General features: G+C 64.0%; 17 protein-coding genes and 1 tRNA gene. 4 read left to right on the forward strand and 14 right to left on the reverse strand.

Translation table 11 applies throughout. The features are described 5' to 3' along the window. Positions 1-78 precede the first annotated feature (78 nt). Complete coding sequence (locus tag CXQ94_RS10510; RefSeq protein WP_258066990.1) at positions 79-1071, forward strand: patatin-like phospholipase family protein; 993 nt, start codon at positions 79-81, stop codon at positions 1069-1071. 124 nt (positions 1072-1195) lie between these two features. Here the strand turns inward: CXQ94_RS10510 and CXQ94_RS10515 are convergent. From CXQ94_RS10515 to CXQ94_RS10550, 8 genes are all read right to left on the reverse strand, one after another. Beyond that, positions 1196-1272 (reverse strand) — tRNA-Met (locus CXQ94_RS10515). Positions 1273-1560: 288 nt separating this feature from the next. Then, a complete protein-coding gene (locus CXQ94_RS10520) occupies positions 1561-2337 on the reverse strand; it encodes an enoyl-CoA hydratase (protein ID WP_104089659.1) in 777 nt (258 codons plus the stop codon). A 68-nt stretch (positions 2338-2405) separates the two neighbouring features. Further along, positions 2406-3353 carry a 3-hydroxyisobutyrate dehydrogenase gene (mmsB, locus tag CXQ94_RS10525; protein ID WP_104089967.1) on the reverse strand — a complete coding sequence of 316 codons (948 nt, stop codon included), beginning with the start codon at positions 3351-3353 and terminating at the stop codon, positions 2406-2408. An 11-nt stretch (positions 3354-3364) separates the two neighbouring features. Further along, positions 3365-4417 carry an enoyl-CoA hydratase/isomerase family protein gene (locus CXQ94_RS10530; protein ID WP_104089663.1) on the reverse strand — a complete coding sequence of 351 codons (1053 nt, stop codon included), beginning with the start codon at positions 4415-4417 and terminating at the stop codon, positions 3365-3367. Positions 4418-4466: 49 nt separating this feature from the next. After that, on the reverse strand, positions 4467-5603 hold the full coding sequence (locus tag CXQ94_RS10535; protein WP_104089665.1) for an acyl-CoA dehydrogenase family protein: 1137 nt from the start codon (positions 5601-5603) through the stop codon (positions 4467-4469). A gap of 84 nt (positions 5604-5687) precedes the next feature. Continuing rightward, entirely contained in the window at positions 5688-6641 is a 954-nt protein-coding gene (locus CXQ94_RS10540) for a cytochrome b/b6 domain-containing protein (protein WP_104089667.1), read from the reverse strand. A gap of 130 nt (positions 6642-6771) precedes the next feature. After that, positions 6772-7740, reverse strand: a complete 969-nt coding sequence (locus CXQ94_RS10545) for an electron transfer flavoprotein subunit alpha/FixB family protein (protein ID WP_104089671.1) — start codon at positions 7738-7740, stop codon at positions 6772-6774. A 14-nt stretch (positions 7741-7754) separates the two neighbouring features. Then, the gene (locus CXQ94_RS10550; RefSeq protein WP_104089673.1) at positions 7755-8522 is read right to left on the reverse strand and encodes an electron transfer flavoprotein subunit beta/FixA family protein; all 768 of its coding nucleotides are present in this window, start codon (positions 8520-8522) and stop codon (positions 7755-7757) included. Positions 8523-8689: 167 nt separating this feature from the next. On the opposite strand from CXQ94_RS10550, the gene CXQ94_RS10555 reads away from it, so the two are divergent. Further along, positions 8690-9202: a MarR family winged helix-turn-helix transcriptional regulator gene (locus CXQ94_RS10555; RefSeq protein WP_104089970.1), complete on the forward strand. Its 513-nt coding sequence runs from the start codon at positions 8690-8692 to the stop codon at positions 9200-9202. A 23-nt stretch (positions 9203-9225) separates the two neighbouring features. Here the strand turns inward: CXQ94_RS10555 and CXQ94_RS10560 are convergent, their stop codons facing one another. From CXQ94_RS10560 to CXQ94_RS10585, 6 genes are all read right to left on the reverse strand, one after another. Continuing rightward, positions 9226-10263 (reverse strand): MBL fold metallo-hydrolase, encoded by a 1038-nt coding sequence (locus tag CXQ94_RS10560; protein ID WP_104089676.1) that lies wholly within the window; start codon positions 10261-10263, stop codon positions 9226-9228. Positions 10264-10293: 30 nt separating this feature from the next. Further along, positions 10294-11826, reverse strand: coding sequence for a long-chain-fatty-acid--CoA ligase (locus CXQ94_RS10565; protein WP_104089678.1), 1533 nt, complete (start codon positions 11824-11826; stop codon positions 10294-10296). Positions 11827-11889: 63 nt separating this feature from the next. Beyond that, positions 11890-12759 carry a crotonase/enoyl-CoA hydratase family protein gene (locus CXQ94_RS10570; protein ID WP_104089681.1) on the reverse strand — a complete coding sequence of 290 codons (870 nt, stop codon included), beginning with the start codon at positions 12757-12759 and terminating at the stop codon, positions 11890-11892. Continuing rightward, entirely contained in the window at positions 12759-14927 is a 2169-nt protein-coding gene (locus tag CXQ94_RS10575; RefSeq protein WP_104089683.1) for a 3-hydroxyacyl-CoA dehydrogenase NAD-binding domain-containing protein, read from the reverse strand. The genes CXQ94_RS10570 and CXQ94_RS10575 overlap by 1 nt, the downstream gene beginning before the upstream one ends. A gap of 2 nt (positions 14928-14929) precedes the next feature. Then, entirely contained in the window at positions 14930-16147 is a 1218-nt protein-coding gene (locus CXQ94_RS10580; RefSeq protein ID WP_104089685.1) for an acetyl-CoA C-acetyltransferase, read from the reverse strand. Between the two features lie 108 nt (positions 16148-16255). After that, positions 16256-17413 carry an acyl-CoA dehydrogenase family protein gene (locus CXQ94_RS10585; protein ID WP_104089687.1) on the reverse strand — a complete coding sequence of 386 codons (1158 nt, stop codon included), beginning with the start codon at positions 17411-17413 and terminating at the stop codon, positions 16256-16258. 66 nt (positions 17414-17479) lie between these two features. On the opposite strand from CXQ94_RS10585, the gene CXQ94_RS10590 reads away from it, so the two are divergent. Then, positions 17480-18358 (forward strand): enoyl-CoA hydratase-related protein, encoded by an 879-nt coding sequence (locus tag CXQ94_RS10590; protein ID WP_258066994.1) that lies wholly within the window; start codon positions 17480-17482, stop codon positions 18356-18358. After that, positions 18355-19020, forward strand: coding sequence for a TetR/AcrR family transcriptional regulator (locus CXQ94_RS10595; protein ID WP_104089689.1), 666 nt, complete (start codon positions 18355-18357; stop codon positions 19018-19020). Before CXQ94_RS10590 ends, CXQ94_RS10595 begins: the two co-directional genes overlap by 4 nt. Positions 19021-19060 lie beyond the last annotated feature (40 nt).

The raw sequence follows: 19060 nt of genomic DNA on the forward strand, positions 1-19060 counted from the left end.
CCCAGCAGTCCACGATCTCGCGACTGAGATAGTCGCCGCTGGGAGCGCCGCACAGGCAATTCGCGAAAGGCGACTCCCATGAACTCAACACCATTTTCAACTCTGCACGTAACCACACCGTTGGCCACTGAGCTGTCCGGATCAGAGCAGAATCAGCCGCAAATCACCACCACACGGCGGGCTCCCTCCACAGGCCAGCGCGCATTGGTCCTCGGCGGCGGCGGATCAACTGGCAATGCGTGGCTGATCGGCGTCATCGCCGGACTCTTCGAAGCCGGATTGGATGTGACCGGCGCAGACCTGACCATCGGAACCTCTGCCGGATCCACCGCCGCGGCCCAGATCGCCGGCGCGACCCCGACCGAGCTACTTGCTCAGACCCTTGCTGCCGTTCCTCCGCAACGGATTGCTCCGCGCGTATCCCCGCCAGCAAATGCTCCGGTCCGGCCGGTGAACCATATGGAGAGGATCGGCAACATCATCTCCACCGCATCGGGTCCGGCCGACATGCGCCGCAAACTCGGCGCGTCGGCGCTTGCGTTGGAGGCGGCGTCGGATGGCACCTGGTCATCACAGTGGCGCTCCACCGTCGCTGCCCGGCTGCCCAGTCAGCACTGGCCCGAACGTCCGGTGCTGATCACGGCGGTCGATGCCCAGACTGGAGAGCCGGTGGTGTTCGACAGCAACAGTGGCGTGGACCTGGCGGACGCCATTGCGGCCAGTTGCTCCAGCGGCCTTCCCTACCGGATTGGTGACAAGTGGTACCTCGACGGCGGCTACCGGCGATCCAGCGAGAATGCTGATCTGGCGGCCGGATACGGGAGGGTGCTGGTGCTCTCACCCTTCGGCGGCAGATCATTGCAACCCCCGGCCTGGGACATGCAGCTCGCGGCGCAGCTCGCGGAACTCCGTGCAGGGGGCAGCAGCGTGGAGACGATCTTCCCGGACAGCAGCGCCGCGCACATGTTTGGCGGCAATGCCATGGACCTGTCCATGCGTCCACCTGCGGCCCGAGCCGGCTATGAGCAGGGGCTAGCCCTGGCCGAACATCTCGGCGATTTCTGGCACTGACGTAGCCAGCCTACAAAAATGACACCGTTCCCCGTTTTCGCTACAGGTGCACCTGTAGCGAAAACGGGGAACGGTAGCGAAAACGAAAAACCCCCGGCCTACTGGCCGAGGGTTTTCCTCATCATGGTTGCGGGGACAGGATTTGAACCTGTGACCTCCGGGTTATGAGCCCGGCGAGCTACCGAACTGCTCCACCCCGCGTTGCGTCCTCAACAGTACATGTGTTTGGGCCAAACACCAACTCGAGAGGGCGGGTACCCACCTCAAGCGTCGGCCCGACGTCGATCCGGGCCCGGCGGCGTGGTCGATTTGGGTGCCAGCCCGGCGGCTGGCAGGGCTTTGCCGGCTGGCGAGTAGCGAATTTGGGGGCTGGCGGCGCGGTGCGGGCACCAGCCCCCAAATTCGCGAAGCGCCGGGCACGCATACTGGGCCTGCCCGCGGACGTCGGTCGGATAGCCGCCGGAAAAACGCCTGCCCGCCGCCGCGGCCTTACCGGTGCTTGAAGACTGCCGGGCGTTTGTCCATGAACGCCGCCATGCCTTCTTTTTGGTCTTCGGTGGCGAAGCAGGCGTAGATGAAGCGCCGTTCCATGTGCACGCCCTCGGCCAGGGAGGTCTCGAAGGCGGCGTTGACTGCTTCTTTGGCGATCATGGCGACAGGTTTGGACATGGACGCGATGGTTGCGGCGGTGGCCAGAGCATCGTCGAGCAAGGAGTCGACGGGCACGACGCGCGCCACCAGGCCGGCCTGCTCCGCTTCCACTGCACCCATGACGCGCCCCGTCAGCACCATCTCCATGGCTTTGGCCTTGCCGATTGCCTTCGTCAACCGCTGGGATCCGCCCATGCCGGGGATGACGCCGAGCTTGATTTCGGGCTGTCCGAACTTGGCATTTTCGCCGGCAATGATGAAATCGGCGATCATGGCCAGCTCGCAGCCGCCGCCCAGGGCGTGACCGGCGACGGCGGCGATCATGGGGGTGCGCACGCGAGCCAGGGCGTCCCACACGGAGAACCAGTCGGCCATGTACATGTCCACGGAGGACTTGGCCGCCATCTCCTTGATGTCGGCCCCGGCCGCAAAAGCCCGGGAGGAGCCGGTGATGACAATGGCCCCGATCCCCGGATCCTTGTCAAAGTCCTGCGCCGCGGCGAGGATTTCATGTCCCATGGCGTCGCTCAAGGCATTGAGCGCTTCGGGACGGTTGAGCGTAATGAGGCCCACCCGGCCGCGCTGCTCGGTCAGGATCAAGGAGTGTTCAGTCATGGTTGTGCTATTCCGTTCAGATAAGGAAAGTCAATTCTAAGAAACCGCGCGGCGTCGGCGGCCGCGGCTCAGTCCTCCACTGCCGTCGACGCCGCGCGGATGGTGTTGATGATGCCGGAGAAATCGGTGGCGGCACCGCCCTCCAGGGCGAACTGCCGGTAGATTTCCTCGGCTGCGCGCCCCAGCGAGGCCTCCACACCAGTGGCATTCAGTGCCTCCACGGCCAGACCAAGATCTTTGGCCATCAGTGCCCCGGCAAAGCCGGGCTGGTAGTCGCGGTTGGCTGGGCTGGCGGGCACCGGTCCCGGCACGGGGCAGTTGGTGGTCAGCGACCAGCATTGTCCCGAGGCGTTGGCCGCCACGTCAAAGAGTGCCTGGTGGGTGAGTCCCAGCTTTTCACCCAGCACAAAGGCCTCACTAACGGCGATCATGGATACGCCCAGAATCATGTTGTTGCAGACCTTGGCGGCCTGCCCGGCGCCGGGTCCGCCGCAGTGCACAATCCGTTTGCCCATGACCTCAAAGATCTCGGCGGCGTCGGCAAAGTCGTCTGCCGAGCCTCCCACCATGAAGGTTAGCGTTCCCGCCTCGGCCCCCATCACCCCGCCCGACACAGGCGCATCCAGGCCGCGGTGTCCGGTGGCCAGCACCATCTCATGGGCTGCCCGGGCGTCCTCCACGGCTATGGTGGAGCATTCAAGAAACAGGGAACCGGGCTTGGCCGCGGCTAGCAGTCCCCCGCCTGGCCCGTCACCTTCATAGGCGGCAAAAACGTGTTTCCCGGCGGGCAGCATGGTGATAACAATATCCGCACCCGTTGCGGCCTCCGCCGACGAGGCAGCCACCGCAACCCCGGCGGCCTGAGCCGCCTCCAAGGCTGCGGGAACCACGTCAAAACCCGTCACGGTGTATCCGGCCGCCACAAGATTGGCCGCCATGGGTCCGCCCATATGCCCCAAACCAATAAACCCGACGCTTCGCCGCGTCACGTTGGCGCCCTGAGTTGTTGCGTTCATTGCCATGCCGCCTATCCGTTGTCCTCGTGAACCAGGCCCAGTTCCTGCTGGCCAAGGTTCGCGAATGCCTGTGCCACCACATCGGCTGGCACCTGGTCAAGGGTTGCCGGGGTCCAGGCCGGATTTCGGTCCTTGTCCACAAGTTGGGCCCTGATTCCTTCGGCAAAATCGGGCCAGCGCAACGCCCTCAGTGACACCCGCAGCTCCTGATTGAGCGCGTCCTCCAGAGTGGGAAGAACCCGTGCCCGTCGCAGGGCTGCCAGCGTCACGGTGACAGCCGTGGGCGACTTCGCCGCAATCGTGGCCGCCGCCTTCGCAGCGGCCGGGTCACTTACGTGAGCCAACCGCTCAAGGATGGTCCCGACGTCGTCGCTGGCATAGGCCTCATCGATCCACCAGCGCGCCTCCATAAGTGTGGAGGCCGGGGGCACTTCACCGTAGCGTGCGACGGCGGCCGTGGCGGTCCGATCGGCGAGCTCGGCCACCAGCGTGGCCAGGTGGGAGGAGTCAAGGAAGTGGTCCGCCAGGCCCATGGCAATGGCGTCCGCGCCGCTGACCATTGATCCTGTCAGGCCAGTATGAGTGCCCATCTCCCCCGGGGCGCGGGAGAGCAGGTAGGTGCCGCCCACGTCGGGGACGAAGCCGATGCCCGTTTCCGGCATGCCGATGCGGGAGCGTTCGGTGACAATCCGGTGTGAGGCATGCGCGGATATCCCCACCCCGCCGCCAAGAACCACCCCGTCCATGAGTGCCACGACGGGTTTGGGGTAGCGCCTGATCCGGGCGTTGAGGTGGTATTCGTCGCGCCAGAATTGCTCGCTTTCGTTTCCGCCGGTGCGGGCGTCGTGGTAGATCGAGACGATGTCCCCGCCGGCACACAAGCCCCGCTCACCGGCCCCGGAGATCAGAACGGTGGCGACGCCGTGGTCCGTTTCCCACTCATCCAAGGCGGCGGCGATGGCCAAGACCATGCCGTGGTTTAGCGCGTTCATGGCGGCTGGCCGGTTCAGGACCAGGTGCCCCAGGTGGCCCTTGCGCTGCACTAGAACGTCGTGGTTCTCCATACGCCAATCCTTCGCTTTATTCGTCCGGAACTGCCTGGTTGCTCAAAGCCTAGTCCTCGATGGCAAGCCGGCCCACAATGAGCCGCATGATCTCGTTGCTGCCCTCAAGAATTTGATGGACACGCAGGTCACGCACAATTTTCTCCAACCCGTACTCGGAGAGGTAGCCGTATCCGCCGTGCAATTGCAGGGCCTGGTTTGCTACGTGGAAGCCGGCGTCGGTGGCCACTCGTTTGGCCATGGCGCACAGTTTCACCGTGTCCGGGGCCCCGCGTTCCAGGGCGTCGGCGGCACGCAGCAGCATGGTCCTGGCCGTTTCCAGTTCGGTGTCCATATCCGCAATTTCAAAAAGCAGGTGCTGCTGCTTGATCAGTGGGCCGCCAAAAGCCTGCCGCTCCTTCAAATAGGCGACGGACTTTTCCAAGGCCGCCCGCCCGCCACCTAGCGAACACGCCCCGATGTTCACGCGCCCACCGTTGAGGCCCTTCATGGCGATCATGAACCCGTCCCCCTCCTCGCCCAAGCGGTTCGCCACGGGGATGCGGACATTCTCGAAAACCACCTGGCGGGTGGGCTGGGCGCGCCATCCCATCTTCTTCTCGTTGGCACCAAAGGACAGTCCGGGCGTGTCCGCGGGCACCACAATGGCGGAGATGCCGTGGCTGCCGGTGTCGGCCGTCCTGGCCATGACCACATACCAGGCGGAGGACCCTGCCCCGGAGATGAACTGTTTGGTCCCGTTGATGACGTAATGATCGCCGTCGAGCACTGCCCGTGTGGTGAGAGCGCCGGCATCCGAGCCCACGCCCGGCTCGGTCAGGCAGTAGCTGCCCAGCTCTGTCATGGCCGTCAGCCCCGGCAGCCAGGCCGCACGTTGCTCGTCATTGCCGTGGGCGTCGATCATCCAGGCCACCATGTTGTGGATCGAGATGTAGGCGGCGATGGAGGGATCCGCTGCGGCCAGCTCCTCAAAGATCAGCACCGCATCCGTGCGGCTCATCCCGGAGCCGCCAAATTCTTCCCGCACATAGATGCCACCCATGCCAAGCTCCCCCGCATCGGCCAGAACATCCACGGGAAAGTGTTTTTCCTCGTCCCATTCGGCGGCGTGAGGGGCAAGAGCTGTGGTGGCAAAGCTGCGCACCATCTCCACAATCGCCTGTTGGTCATCACTGAGCTCGTACATGGCTGCTGCCTCCTTTGGCAACGGGAGTTGATGCTTCAACTCGTCTTTGAGTCCCTCCCGCACCTTGTGGGCCGGGCGGGATACTTACTTGCTGACTTTCCCTGTCAGTGAGGCGATCGGCCGCAGGAACAGGGGTCGGGCAGCGAACCAGGCGCCGGCCATGACGAGAAGTGACACGGCGAAGATGCCAAAGCCCCACCAGTTCACGGCGTCGCTTGAGGCGTACATGTGGTTGAGGTTGCGCAGGGCACCGGTGGCCAGCACCAGTGTTACGTGCGCGATGATGAACAGCACAAAGTACAGCATGACGGGGAAGTGCACCTTGCGGGCCAGTTCAATGGGGTAGAACTTGTTCAGCGCCCGGGCGTTCTTGGGCCAGGCCCCGGACATGCGAATGCCGGTGAGTATGGCCAGCGGGGCGGCAATGAACACCGTGGTGAAGTAGGCCAGCAGTTGCAAGGAGTTGTAGTTCACCCAGCCATTTTCCGTGGGCCAATTCAGGGACAGGTACTGCAGGCCTGCCGAGATGGCGTTGGGGAAAACATCCCAGGACGTGGGCACAATGCGCAACCACTGGCCCGTGGCGAACAGGACCACAATGAACACGATTCCGTTCAGAACCCACAAGGCATCCAGGCTCAGGTGGAACCACAAGTCCAGGCTGATCTTGGTGGGCGCGTTCTTAGTCTTGATGAGGCCCTTGTTGTTGCGGATCCAGTGGGCGGCGGGGCGCTTGGTGGTGCGCACCTGCCAGCCCGATCGGATGATCAGCAACAAGAAGAACATGTTCAAAAAGTGTTGCCAGCCCAGCCATGCCGGGATGCCGACAGGTGCGTTGGCAGGAAGTTCGGACTGCCCCGGGTACGTGGTCAAAAATGACTTGCCCACCTCCAGGTGGGTGAACCAGCGGGCCGCGAGCACCAGAACCAGCAGTACCAGGACGACGACGGCCGCCCCCCAGGCAAGTTTTGCCCACAGACCCAATGACTTCCAACGGTCTTGAAGGCCGGGGGCCTGTTTCTTTGCGGGGGTAGACATGGTCTTTTCGGTCCTCTTTCACGAACTGTGTACTGGGCAGGTGCCGTCGCTGCGGCTTACTCTCGTCTCTATTTCTAACATCCCCGCCACTGGATCAAGCCATCGCTCACACCGGGGCGTCACGGCGATATCAGCGGGCGCGTGCGCCCAGCGCCTCAATCAGCTGCGGCACCACCGTGAATACGTCCCCCACAATGCCGAAGTCGGCGACGTCGAAGATGGGTGAATCGCCGTCCTTATTGATGGCCACAATGGTTTTTGCCGTTTGCATCCCGGCCCGGTGCTGGATGGCACCGGAAATGCCTAAGGCAATGTAGAGCTGCGGGGAAACGCTCACGCCGGTCTGTCCAACCTGCGCGGTTTGGGGCACAAATCCGGCATCAACCGCTGCCCTGGAGGCACCCACGGCCGCTCCGAGAGCATCCGCAAGCTGTTCGACAAGGACAAAGTTCTCCTTGGATCCGAGCCCGCGTCCACCCGAAACCACTGTCTTGGCGGCCCGCAATTCAGGCCTGCTGCTGGTGACGGGGGCATCGTTGACCGCATCGATTCTGGCGCCCGCACCGGAGCCCGAGAGCTCAACGGTGGTGACGTCGGGTGTGGCGGCCGGGGCGTTGCCTTCGATGGCGCCCTGGCGGATGGTGATGACGGCCAGCCCACCCTCAACGGTCGATTCAACCGCATAGGAGCCACCAAAGACGGAGTGCTCGGCCACGATCTGGCCACCGTCGGTGCGCAACGACACGGCGTCGGCCAGCAGGGCCCCGCCAACACGTACGGCCAGTCGTGCCGCAATCTCGCGGCCGTCCACCGAGTTGGCGGCCAGCACGGCCTGCGGGGCCAGCGCGGCAACGGCGCCGGCTAGGGCCTCAACCGACGGCGTGCCAAGAACGGTGGCGGCCTCGGCACCCACCGCCTGGTAGATTCCGGTGGCACCGAGCGCCCCGAGCTGGCTGATCGCGTCCTCGCTTAGGGGCGTTGGCGTGGCCACCACGGCCACAGGTGTTCCCAACGAAGCGGCGGCCGCCAAGAGTCCGCGGGCGGAGGCAGAAACCTCGCCTTGGTGCGTCAATTCCACAAGCGTCAAAATAGTAGACATCTGAGTGCCCTTTCCTAGACCAAGCGATTTTCGATGAGGTAGTCGGCCAGCAGGGTTCCCGCCGTGCCGTCGTCGAGAATTTTCTTTCCCGCCACGCGGGCCGGGCGCGGGCTGTGGGCCACGAGGACTGCACGGGCCGCTGGATCCTGGACACCAAGGTCTGCCACGGAGACGGTATTCACGGGCTTGCGCTTGGCTGTAAGGATGCCCTTGAAGTTCGGAAAGCGTGCCTCGGCGGTGCGCTCGGTGACCGTGACAACGGCCGGAAGCACCGCACTGACGGTGAGTGTTCCGGCTTCGCCTTGGCGCTCGCCGGATACTTTCCCGCCGCTCAGCTCAATCACCGAAAGCGCGCCTACCAGGGGCAGGCCCAGGTGCTCGGCAACCATGGCCGGAACCACGCCGCCGCGCCCGTCGGTTGACTCGTTACCTGCCACAATGACGTCGGCTCCGATACCCTTCAGCGCGGCAGCCAGAACGGCGGCTGTGCGGACGGCGTCGGCCCCTGCAAGGGAATCATCGAGGACGTGAACGCCCGAATCGGCACCCATGGACAGGGCCTTGCGAATGGCTTTGGAGGCCTCGTCGGGCCCCATGGCCAGGACCACAATCTCCGTGGACTTGTCCTTGTCCTTGACCTGGAGGGCCACCTCGAGGGCCCGCTCGTTGATCTCATCGACGATGTTGTCCCCGGCGTCGCGGTTCAACCAGCCCGTCTCCGGGTCCAGTGTTCGCTCGTCAGCGGTGTCGGGTACTTGCTTGATAAGCACTGCAATCTTCATTGATAGCCCCTCTAAGTTGAAACTTTAGTCAAAACAGTGACAGTCATCTCTTGGCCCAAGATTACTAGGCACTACTAGTAATTACTAGGTATTCCAAGTAAATTATTGAGAGCAAGCTTTACACCCCCGCGAAAGGACATCCCTTGGCCCCCGCATCCCCGCTGCCCATGGATCCCATCGCGGAGGCCAAGCGCCAGTGGATTGCCCACGGCTGGGCCGACGCCGCCGACGGCATGGCAGCCTTCTCCTCCGTCATGCGGGCCCAACACATCATGTACACCAGGGTGGATTCGGTGCTCAAGCCGCTGGGATTGTCCTACGCAAGGCTGGAACTGCTGCGCCTGCTGTCGTTCACGCGCGACGGCGCCCTGCCGATGGCCAGCGCCAGCGCACGGCTCCAGGTGCACCCCACGTCCGTGACCAATGTGGTGGACAGGCTGGAGAAGGATGGCCTGGTGCGCCGCGCCGCCCACCCTACGGACGGCCGCGCCACCTTGGTGGTGATCACCGACGCTGGACTTGCTCTTGCGGAAGAAGCCACCGCAGCGCTCAACGAAGACGTTTTCAGCGAGCCCGGCATTCCCGCCGACGACTTGCAGCGCATGACAGGCATTCTTGCCCGCTTCCGCCGCGCCTCGGGGGACTTCACCGACCCAGCTCCGCACCCCGACCCGCTGTAACCCACTCGCAGCAATGCCACCGCTCAGGTTCCGACCGGGGTGCCGCGTGAGACCTGGATGCCGATGTCCCTCCCCCGGGCACTGAGGTACACCAGATGGCTTGCGGTCTCAGCCAGTGCCAGGCGCAGCGTGAACCCGCGCAGCGACGCAAAGCCGCGCGACCAGGTCAGCTCCTTCGAGACGTCCCAGACAGTTCTGGCAGCCCCTGCCTCCAGCACAGCAATGACTTCCCGGGAGCGCTCAAGGGTGTGGTTCTCAAGCTCAAGGGCCCGCTCCACGAGTCCCCGGAAACGGTATTCGTGCGCCGGGAGCACCTCCATGTCCGCCCCGACACCCATGATGGTCAAGGAGTTGAAGTAGTCACCCAGCGGGTCCGCATGGTTTTGTGCCTCGAGGGAGACGTGGGGCGTAATCCGCGGCAGCACGTGGTCGCCCGTCAGCATGAGCTGATTAGCCTCATCGACCAGGCAAATGTGTCCCGGCGTGTGGCCAGGGGTGGCCAGCACACGCACCGTCAGCCCGGCGATCGGCAGGAGATCGCCGTCGGCCAAGCGGCGCTGCGGGGCGGCAACGTTTGTCATTTGCGCCCAGGTGTCCGCCTGGAAGCTGACTTCATCCAGGAACTCCGCCGGCACGCCCCAGGCCTCAAATTGCGCCCTGTCCTCCGCCACAAACTGGTCAGGGTCGGCGCGCCAGTTGCTGGGCATTGGCTCGTTTTCGCCCAGTGCCACCCACGCCCCGGACGCCGCCCGCAGGCGCGCGGCCATCCCCAAGTGATCGGGGTGGAAGTGGGTCACGACGATTCCGGTAATGTCCGACGGCGTGAGCGAGGCCTGTGCCAGGCCCGCCTTCAGCGCATCCCAGCCCTCATCGGAGTCCCAGCCCGGATCTACTAGCGCCGCCTCGCCGTCGCCCACCAACAAATACGCCAGGGTATAGCGCATGGGGTTGTTGATGAAGGGGACGGGAATGGACCAGACACCGGGGCGGACCTCCTCCACCGCCGGCATGACCTTCGCCTTCCAGGCCTGAAACTGTTCATCTGCTGTAACCGTGATCATGGTGTCCTAACGAAAGCTGGTGATGGGTGGTTACTGGTGTGCTGCCGCGTAGTTGCCGCGCAGCTCGCGCTTGAGGATCTTGCCGGCACCTGAGACGGGCAGCGACGGCGGGAAGTCAAAACTGCGCGGCACCTTGTACCCGGCAATGAGCTCCTTGCAGTGCGCCGCCAGCTCCTGCTCGGTAGCGGCGGCCCCCGGGGAGAGGACCACGACGGCGTGCACGCGTTCGCCGTACTGGTCATCCGGAATGCCGATGACGGCCGAGGACGCCACCGCAGGGTGCTTACTCAGGGCGTTTTCCACCTCGGCCGAGTACACGTTCTCGCCGCCGGTGATGATCATGTCCTTGAGCCGGTCCACCACGTAGACAAAGCCCTTCTCATCGAGATGGCCCAGGTCCCCTGTGTGCAGCCAGCCGCCACGAAGCGCCTCGGCGCTTTGTTCGGGTTTGTTCCAGTATCCCTGCATGACGTGGGCGCCCTTGGCGCAGATCTCACCCACTTCCCCTGTGGGAACCTCGTTGCCGTCAAGGTCCAAGATGGCTACCTGGCAGTGCGGGGCCGCCCGGCCGCCCGAGCGCATGGGCACGCCCTGGTGGTCGTCGGGTAGTAGCAAGGTAATGACCGGGGAGGCCTCTGTCTGGCCATAGGCCTGGGTCAGGCGCATCCCGGGAAACCGTGCCTTGGTACGGTTCAGCACGCCCTCGGAGATGGACGAGCCGCCATAGAGCATCCGCTTCATGGAGGAGAGGTCGTAATTGCCCGACTCCGGGTGGTCCACCAGAATCTGGATCATGGTGGGTACCAGCAGTACATCCGTGGGACGGTGTTCCTCGATGGCTTTGAGCACCGTGACGGGTTCAAAGAACGGCACCATGAGGTGGGTGCCGCCGAGGATCGTCAGCCCGCACCAGGCGGCCAAGTCCGCCAGGTGGAACATGGGGGCCGCATGTAGCAGCACGGCCCCGGCCGTGAGCAGTTCGCCCGTGGCCACCGTACCCAGTCCCGAGGTGACAAAGTTTGTGTGACTGAGCATGACACCCTTGGGGAACCCGGTGGTGCCCCCGGTGTAGTAGATGCCGGCCAGATCGTCCCCGCCGCGATAAGCGTCCGCCACCGGTTCGGTCCCGGACACCAGTTCCTCGTAGGAGAGCATCCCCTCGGGGGTGGGGCCGTCGCCGCAGTGGATCAGGGTTTTCAGCACTGGAGCTTTCTCCAGCAACGCGGCCGCCATGGGCACAAACGGGTCATCGATGAGCAGCACACGCGTTTGTGAGTCGGTCATGGAATAAGCGATCTCCGCCGGGCTCCACCTGATATTCACCGGATTCACCGCTGCACCAGCCCACGGCACGGCGAGTAGGTATTCGGCATACCGATCGCTGTTCATCGACAGCATTCCCACCCTGTCGTCGGCCTCCACGCCGAGTTTCTGCAAGGCGCCGGCAAGGCGAGCAATACGGTCGGCGTGTTCGGCGTAGCTGCGCACCCGGTCCTTGAAGATGGTGGCCGTTGCCTCCGGGTTGGCCTGCAATGAACGGTGTAACCCTTGGGTCAGGTACATGGTGGCTCCTTTGGCTAAAAAATCGTCATTGACTTTCACACTTCGAAACTAGCTTGCGGGTGTTCATTTGCCGTGGAATGTGGCCTGCCGGCGCTCTCCCAGTGCCGTGACGGCCTCGATCAGGTCCTCGCTGTGCAGGAACGCCGCATTCCAGAGGGCCACGTGCCGCAGCCCGCGGGCAACGTCTTCTTCCCGGTCCTCGTTCAGCACCGCCTTGGTGCCGGCGACGGCCAGCGGCGAATTCGCTGCCATCTGTGCCGCCATCTCATGCGCGGCCGCCATCAACTCCTCCTGGCTCGCGTAGACATCGTTGACGAGGCCGATTCTCTGCGCCCGCTCAGCGGTGATGTCCTTGCCGGTCAGTGCCAGCTCGCGCAGGTGACCCTCGCCAATGATGCCGCGCAGGCGTTGCAAACTGCCGACGTCGGCAACAATTGCCAGCCTTGCCTCCCTGACACTGAACTTGGCGTCGGAGGAGGCCAGGCGCACGTCGGCGGCGCTGATGAGGTCCACGCCGCCGCCAATGCACCAACCGGAAACGGCCGCAATGACGGGTTTGCGGCAGCGGGCCACGGATGTGACGCCATCTTGGAGTCCCCGGATCAGTCCCAGCAACTCGGTGCGGGCGGCTGCCTGGGCGGTGCTCCCGGGGCCCAGCTTTGCCAGCCATTCCCCGAGCACCTCCTGCACATCCAAGCCAACGCTGAACTGCGCCCCCTCACCGGCAAGCACCACTGCCCGGACATCCGTATCGGCGTCGAGGGCAGCAAAGACGTGCGGAAGCTCGGCCCAGAAGTGAAGGCCCATCATGTTGCCGCGTCCCGGGCCCGTCAGCCGCACAACGGCGACTCCCGGGCTAGGTGCCGGCTCAACGGTGAACGCCTTCCACGGGTTTCCAGGCGAAAGCGGGGGCGCAGCCAGCGAACCGGCCATCAGTACTTCTCGCCCTTTTCGGCCTTGGCCACCAAGGAGGCCGGGGGGGTAAAGTGCTCGCCGTACTTGGCCGCCAGCTGACGGGACCTGGCCACGAAACCGGCCAGGCCGCCGTCGTACCCGTTCATGTACTGGATGACGCCGCCGGTCCAGGCGGGGAAGCCGATGCCCAGGATGGAGCCGATGTTGGCGTCCTGGACACTGCGCAGCACGCCTTCATCCAGGCATTTCACGGTTTCCAGGGACTCGGCGAACAGCATGCGCTCCTTCATGTCCTCAAAGGGGATGACGGTGGTGCCGCCGTACGTTTCCTTCAAGCCTTCCCAGAGTCCGGTGCGGTGGCCGTCGGCGTAGTTGTAGAAGCCGGCGCCACCGAGTTTGCCCTTCCGGTCAAAGCTGTCCAGCATGGTGTCTATGACGTCGTAGCCGGCGTGGTGGCGGTACTTTTGCACGCCGCCGTCGGCTTCCAGGCCCGCCTTGGTTTCCTTCTGGATCTTGGACATGAGGGTCAGGTTCAGTTCGTCGGAGAGTTGTAGCGGCGGTGCCGGGTAGCCTGCCTGCGCGCCGGCCTGTTCAATGCTCGGGGCGGCGATTCCCTCCCCGAGCATGGCCCAGGCCTCGTTCATGAACGTGCCAATTACGCGGGAGGTGAAGAAGCCGCGGCTGTCGTTGACCACGATGGGGGTCTTGCGGATTTGCTGGGCGATGTCGAAGGCGCGGGCCAGGGTTTCATCGGAGGTGTTCTCACCCGCAATGATTTCCAGCAACGGCATCTTATCCACCGGCGAGAAGAAGTGCAGGCCGATGAAGTTCTCCTGGTTCTTCACGCCCTCGGCAAGCGTGGTGATGGGCAGTGTGGAGGTGTTGGAGCCCAGCACGGCACCGGCAGCCACCACGTCCTCGATCTCGGCGAAGGCCTTTTGCTTGACCTCCACGTTTTCAAAGACCGCCTCAATGACGAGATCACACCCAGCCAAATCGGCAGCGGAGGCTGTGGGGGTGATCTTGGCCAGCAGGGCGTCGGCGGCCTCCTGGGTTGACTTGCCCCGGGCCACCGCCTTCTCGGTTAGCGCTTTCGAGTAGCTCTTGCCGCGTTCGGCCGCCTCAAGTGAGACGTCCTTGAGCATGACCTCCATGCCACCTCGGGCGCAAACATAGGCGATGCCGGCGCCCATCATGCCGGCCCCGAGAACGGCGACCTTCTTGGCCGTGAACTTCTCGAAACCTGCGGGACGGCTGCCACCGGAATTGATGTGGGCCATGTCGAAGAAGAACGCCTGGGTCATGTTGGAGGAGACCTGCCCTGTCACCACCTCAACAAAGTAGCGTGACTCAATCTCCAGAGCCGTATCTATGTCCACCTGGGTGCTTTCAACGGCGGCGGCCAGGATGGCGCGGGGCGCCGGGTAGTTGGCGCCCTTGAGCTGCTTGCGCAGATTGGCCGGGAACGCGGGCAAATTGGCGGCGAAGCCCGGGCTGGTGGGAGTTCCGCCGGGGATCCTGTACTTGGGTACATCGTAGGGCTGGACGGCGTCGGGGTTGGCCATAATCCACGCCTTGGCGGCAGGAATAAGCTCCTCCACCGTGTCCACGACCTCATCGACCAGGCCGATTTCCTTGGCCTCGCGCGGCTTGTACCGCTGGCCTTGCAGCAGGACCTTCATGACGGCGTCGGCCACCCCCATCAGCCGTACGGTGCGGACAATGCCGCCACCACCTGGCAGCAGGCCCAGGGTTACCTCCGGCAGGCCGATCACCGAACCGCGGGTGTCCGCGGCAATCCTGTGATGGGTGGCCAGGGCAATTTCCAGCCCGCCGCCCAGTGCGGCGCCGTTGATGGCCGCGACCACCGGGCGTCCGAAGGTTTCCAGCGTGCGCAGCGGCCCCTTGATCAGCGACCCCAGATCGAACACTCTTTGCGCGTCCTCCGCGGTGGCAGTGACAAGGTCCTTCAGGTCCCCGCCGGCAAAGAACGTCTTTTTGGCCGAGGTCAGGATGACGCCGGTGATGCTGTCCTTCTCCGCCACCAGGCGCTCCACAGCCTTCTTCATGGACGGCCCATAGGCGGCGTTCATGGTGTTGGCCGACTGCTCGGGGTCATCAATGGTCAAGATGACAATGCCGTCGGCGTCCTGCTGCCAGCCGATGATGTTCCGTGTCTCGCTCATATTCAAACCCTCTCGATCAAAGTTGCGATGCCCATGCCGCCGCCAATGCAGAGCGTGATGACAGCCCTGCGTGCTTCGCGGCGTTCCAATTCGTCCAGGACGGTGCCAAGGATCATGGCCCCAGTGGCCCCCAGCGGGTGGCCCATAGCGATGGCCCCACCATTGACATTGAGCTTCTCGTCCGGGATTTTCAGGTCCTTTTGGTATTTGAGAACGACGGCGGCGAACGCCTCGTTGAGCTCGAACAAGTCAATGTCGTCCACCGTGAGGCCCACAGTTTGCAGCAACTTTTCGGTGGCGGGTGTGGGGCCGGTGAGCATGATGGTGGAATCGGCGCCGGAGGTGGCCGTGGCCACGATCCTTGCCCGTGGTTTTAGGCCCAGGCGCTCCCCCATCTCGGCACTGCCCAGCAGGACCAGGGCGGCGCCGTCGACAATTCCGGAGGAGTTCGCGGCGGTGTGCACGTGGTCGATTTTCTCCACTGCGTGGAACTTTTGAAGTGCGACGGCGTCAAAGCCGCCGGCCTCGCCCATGGTGGCGAAGGCCGGGCGCAGGCCCGCCTGGGATTCCATGGTGGATTCGGGGCGCATGTGCTCGTCGCGATCTAGCACCACCAGACCATTCTGGTCCTTGACGGGGATCACGGAGTTGGCAAAGCGGCCTTCGGTCCAGGCCTGGGCAGCCAGTTGCTGCGAGCGCACGGCGTAGGCGTCCACGTCCTCGCGGCTGAACCCTTCCATGGTGGCGATCATGTCCGCACCCACGCCTTGCGGGACAAAGTAGGTGTCGTAGTTGGTGGCGGGGTCCATGGCCCAGGCACCGCCATCGGAGCCGATGGGGACACGGGACATGGATTCCACGCCGCCGGCGATGACAAGCTGATCCCAGCCGGAGCGCACCTTTTGGGCGGCGATGTTGACCGCTTCCAGCCCGGATGCGCAGAATCTGTTGACCTGCATGCCGCCCACGGTCACCGGGAGCCCGGCGGCAAGTGCCGCGGTGCGGGCTATCACGGCGCCTTGGTCGCCCACTGGTGAGACGACGCCCAGGATCAGATCGTCGATGAGGTTTTCATCCAGGCCGGGGTGGCGTTCGCGGAGGGCGTTGATCAGCCCCACCACCAGGTCGATGGGCTTGGTCCCGTGTAGGGCGCCCTTCTTACCGCGGCCACGCGGGGTCCTGATGGCATCGTAGATGAATGCTTCGGGTTGTTCGCTCACGTGAGCTTTCCTTCCATTGACGCCGATGCCCCTGTGGGGTGGGCGGTTGGCAAAACGTGGTGTGTGCCCCACACCGCCCCCGCTGCTTGCACTGGGGGCGGTGTGGGATTAGAGGGAGCGGGCGATGAGTTCCTTCATGACCTCATTGGCTCCGGCGAGGACGCGCAGGACCCTGTTGTCGGCATACATTCCGGCAATGGGGTATTCCAGGCAGTAGCCGTAGCCGCCAAAGAGTTGCTGGCAGCGGTCAATGATTTCCCCGGTCCTGTCGGTAATCCAGTACTTGGCCATCGATGCGGTGGCGGCATCCAGTTCCCCGTTGGTGTGCTTGACGATGCAGTCATCCAGGAATACCCTGTTGATGCGTGCAATGGTGGCACATTCGGCCAGCTCAAAGCGGGTGTTTTGCAGTTCAAACAACGGCTTGCCGAACGCCTCCCGGTCCTTGGTGTATTCCAACGCAGCCGTCACGGCGGCCTCGCTCATGGCTTGGGCCATGATGGCGGTGATGAGCCGCTCCTGGGGCAGCTGCTTCATCAGCTGGTAGAAGCCCTGACCTTCAACGCCGCCGAGGACGTTTTCTGCAGGGATGCGCAAGTCCTCAAAGAACAGTTCGGAGGTGTCCTGGCCCTTGAGCCCGACCTTCTCCAGGTTGCGACCACGGGTGAAGCCGGGGGTGTCATCGTTGACTTCGGCCACCAGCAAGGAGATGCCCTTGGCACCCTGGGCGGTGTCGGTTTTCACTGCGATGATCAGCAAGTCGCACAGCTGGCCGTTGGAGATGAAGATCTTGGATCCGTTGACCAGGTAGTGGTCCCCGTCGCGGCGGGCCCTGGTGGTGATGGACTGCAAATCGGAGCCCGTTCCGGGTTCGGTCATGGCGATGGCACCGATCCATTCGCCGCTGCACAGTTTGGGCAGCCAGCGCAGCTTCTGTTCCTCGCTGGCGTAGGCGAGTAGATAGTGGGCCACGATGCCCTCGCTAACGGCAAAGCCCATGCTGGGTGCGTCTGCTGCGGCTTGTTCGTGCAGCAATAGTGCCAGGTTGGCAAAGGTTCCGCCACCGCCGCCGTACTGCTCCGGGATGGACATGCCGCTCAGTCCCAGGTCCCCCGCGCGCTCGTACAGGTCCCTGTCGGGGTGGCCCTGGGCCTTGAACTTCTCTTCCCGAGGGGCAACTTCCTTGACGAAATAGTCTTGCAGCAAGTGCGCAACATCGCGAAGATCTTCATCGATCCAGCTCGCGGAAAATTGACTTATTGACATACCGCCAATAGTGCAAGACTATTGACATCGTGTCAATAGTCTGACGCAAGTCTTTACTTTCCATTCATGAAAGCGATGACCATGACCGCTGAAATCTCCGCACCGTACACCGCTATCACCTACAGCGTGGCCGAACGCGTCGCCACTGTTTCACTCAACCGCCCCGAAGCCCGCAACGGCTACACGCTCACCATGGCTCACGAGCTTGAGCATGCCTTTGTGGCCGCCGACGCCGACCCTGCCGTCCGCGTTGTCGTGTTCACCTGCGTTGGCAAGGACTTTTCCGTGGGTGCCGACCTCAGCGGCGGCGGCTTCGATATGTCCATGACCAATTCCGCGAGCGATTGGCAGGAACCGGCGGGGCGCTGCTCCAAAACCATCTTTGGCATGAACAAACCCGTCATCGCGGCCCTCCGAGGGGTCTCCGTGGGCGGCGGCATGACCATCACGCTTTCCTGCGACTTCCGCTTGGCATCCACCGACTCCCGCTTTTCCTTCCCCTTCAGCCGCCGCGGCATCTTCCCCGAGGGCGCCTCTGTCTGGTACCTGCCGCGCCTGGTGGGCGCGTCCAAGGCCGCCGATTGGATGCTGACCGGCAGGCTTTTTGGTGCCGGTGAGGCGCTCGACGCCGGACTAGTCACCTCGGTGCACGAGCCCGAGGACGTGCTGGAGGCCGCCTACGCCCTGGCCGGGGACATCATCGCCAACACCTCCGAGGTGTCCACCGCCGTCATCAAGCAAATGCTCAACCGGCTCAGTGGACTCGAGTCCCCCATCCCCGTCCACGCCCTGGACTCGAAGCTGATTGCCGGGCTCCCCGGCCACGCCGACACTGTTGAAGGTGTGGCGTCATTCCTGGAAAAGCGTCCCCCGAATTTCCCGCTGACAGTTCCCGCAGATCTCCCAGCCTGGCTCCCCTGGGTCGCGGCGGATCCGGCCCTATGACGCAGGACCCGCCGCTGGCGCCGTCGGAGGTGCCCGGCGTCGAGCTTCAGGAACCACGGCGGCAAAGACTCAACCCCGACGAACGCCGTCAACAGATCTTTGACTGCGCCCAGAAACTGTTTACGGACCACCCTTACGAGGACGTCTCGGCAACGGACATCGCCGCTGCGGCGGGTGTGGCCAGGGGGCTGATCAACCATTATTTCGGCAACAAACGCACCCTGTACCTTGAGGTGATCAGGGTCAATTCAACCGTGTCCGAGGTGGCGGTGGCGAGGCTGCCCGAAGGCAGGCTGGAGGATCGGATCGACGCCGCCGTCCGCTGGTATCTGAATTCCCTTGAACGCACCGGCGGGACCTGGCTGGGTCTGGGGTCTGGTGGCATGGGCCGGGACCCAGATTTGGAGAAGATCCTTATCGACGCGGAGAATGCCTCGGTGGAGCTTCTCATCGAGGCGTGCCAGCTCTCGGACCAGCTGGAGCACCGTGGTCAAATTCGCGCCATGATTCGGGTTTACGCACAGCTTGCCCGCAGTGGCGCCCGTGAGTGGCTGCTGCGGAAAACGCTCACCCGCCCCCAGGTCCACGCACTGCTGGCCAGCACACTGCTGGCCATTGCCAGGGAGGCGGTCCCCGCCATCACCAAGGATCTGCCGCACTAAGTGCCGCCGGGGTGTTGTTCCCGTTGACGGTGCAGCTCCT

It is taken from the genome of Arthrobacter sp. GMC3, from assembly GCF_002929305.1.
GTDB lineage: Bacteria > Actinomycetota > Actinomycetes > Actinomycetales > Micrococcaceae > Specibacter.

Excerpts from the sequence above, each read along its gene's own strand:
- CXQ94_RS10510 (WP_258066990.1), top strand. The coding sequence starts at position 79 with ATGAACTCAACACCATTTTCAACTCTGCACGTAACCACACCGTTGGCC.
- CXQ94_RS10520 (WP_104089659.1), bottom strand. The coding sequence starts at position 2,337 with ATGACTGAACACTCCTTGATCCTGACCGAGCAGCGCGGCCGGGTGGGC.
- mmsB (WP_104089967.1), bottom strand. The coding sequence starts at position 3,353 with ATGAACGCAACAACTCAGGGCGCCAACGTGACGCGGCGAAGCGTCGGG.
- CXQ94_RS10530 (WP_104089663.1), bottom strand. The coding sequence starts at position 4,417 with ATGGAGAACCACGACGTTCTAGTGCAGCGCAAGGGCCACCTGGGGCAC.
- CXQ94_RS10535 (WP_104089665.1), bottom strand. The coding sequence starts at position 5,603 with ATGTACGAGCTCAGTGATGACCAACAGGCGATTGTGGAGATGGTGCGC.
- CXQ94_RS10540 (WP_104089667.1), bottom strand. The coding sequence starts at position 6,641 with ATGTCTACCCCCGCAAAGAAACAGGCCCCCGGCCTTCAAGACCGTTGG.
- CXQ94_RS10545 (WP_104089671.1), bottom strand. The coding sequence starts at position 7,740 with ATGTCTACTATTTTGACGCTTGTGGAATTGACGCACCAAGGCGAGGTT.
- CXQ94_RS10550 (WP_104089673.1), bottom strand. The coding sequence starts at position 8,522 with ATGAAGATTGCAGTGCTTATCAAGCAAGTACCCGACACCGCTGACGAG.
- CXQ94_RS10555 (WP_104089970.1), top strand. The coding sequence starts at position 8,690 with ATGGATCCCATCGCGGAGGCCAAGCGCCAGTGGATTGCCCACGGCTGG.
- CXQ94_RS10560 (WP_104089676.1), bottom strand. The coding sequence starts at position 10,263 with ATGATCACGGTTACAGCAGATGAACAGTTTCAGGCCTGGAAGGCGAAG.
- CXQ94_RS10565 (WP_104089678.1), bottom strand. The coding sequence starts at position 11,826 with ATGTACCTGACCCAAGGGTTACACCGTTCATTGCAGGCCAACCCGGAG.
- CXQ94_RS10570 (WP_104089681.1), bottom strand. The coding sequence starts at position 12,759 with ATGGCCGGTTCGCTGGCTGCGCCCCCGCTTTCGCCTGGAAACCCGTGG.
- CXQ94_RS10575 (WP_104089683.1), bottom strand. The coding sequence starts at position 14,927 with ATGAGCGAGACACGGAACATCATCGGCTGGCAGCAGGACGCCGACGGC.
- CXQ94_RS10585 (WP_104089687.1), bottom strand. The coding sequence starts at position 17,413 with ATGTCAATAAGTCAATTTTCCGCGAGCTGGATCGATGAAGATCTTCGC.
- CXQ94_RS10590 (WP_258066994.1), top strand. The coding sequence starts at position 17,480 with ATGAAAGCGATGACCATGACCGCTGAAATCTCCGCACCGTACACCGCT.
- CXQ94_RS10595 (WP_104089689.1), top strand. The coding sequence starts at position 18,355 with ATGACGCAGGACCCGCCGCTGGCGCCGTCGGAGGTGCCCGGCGTCGAG.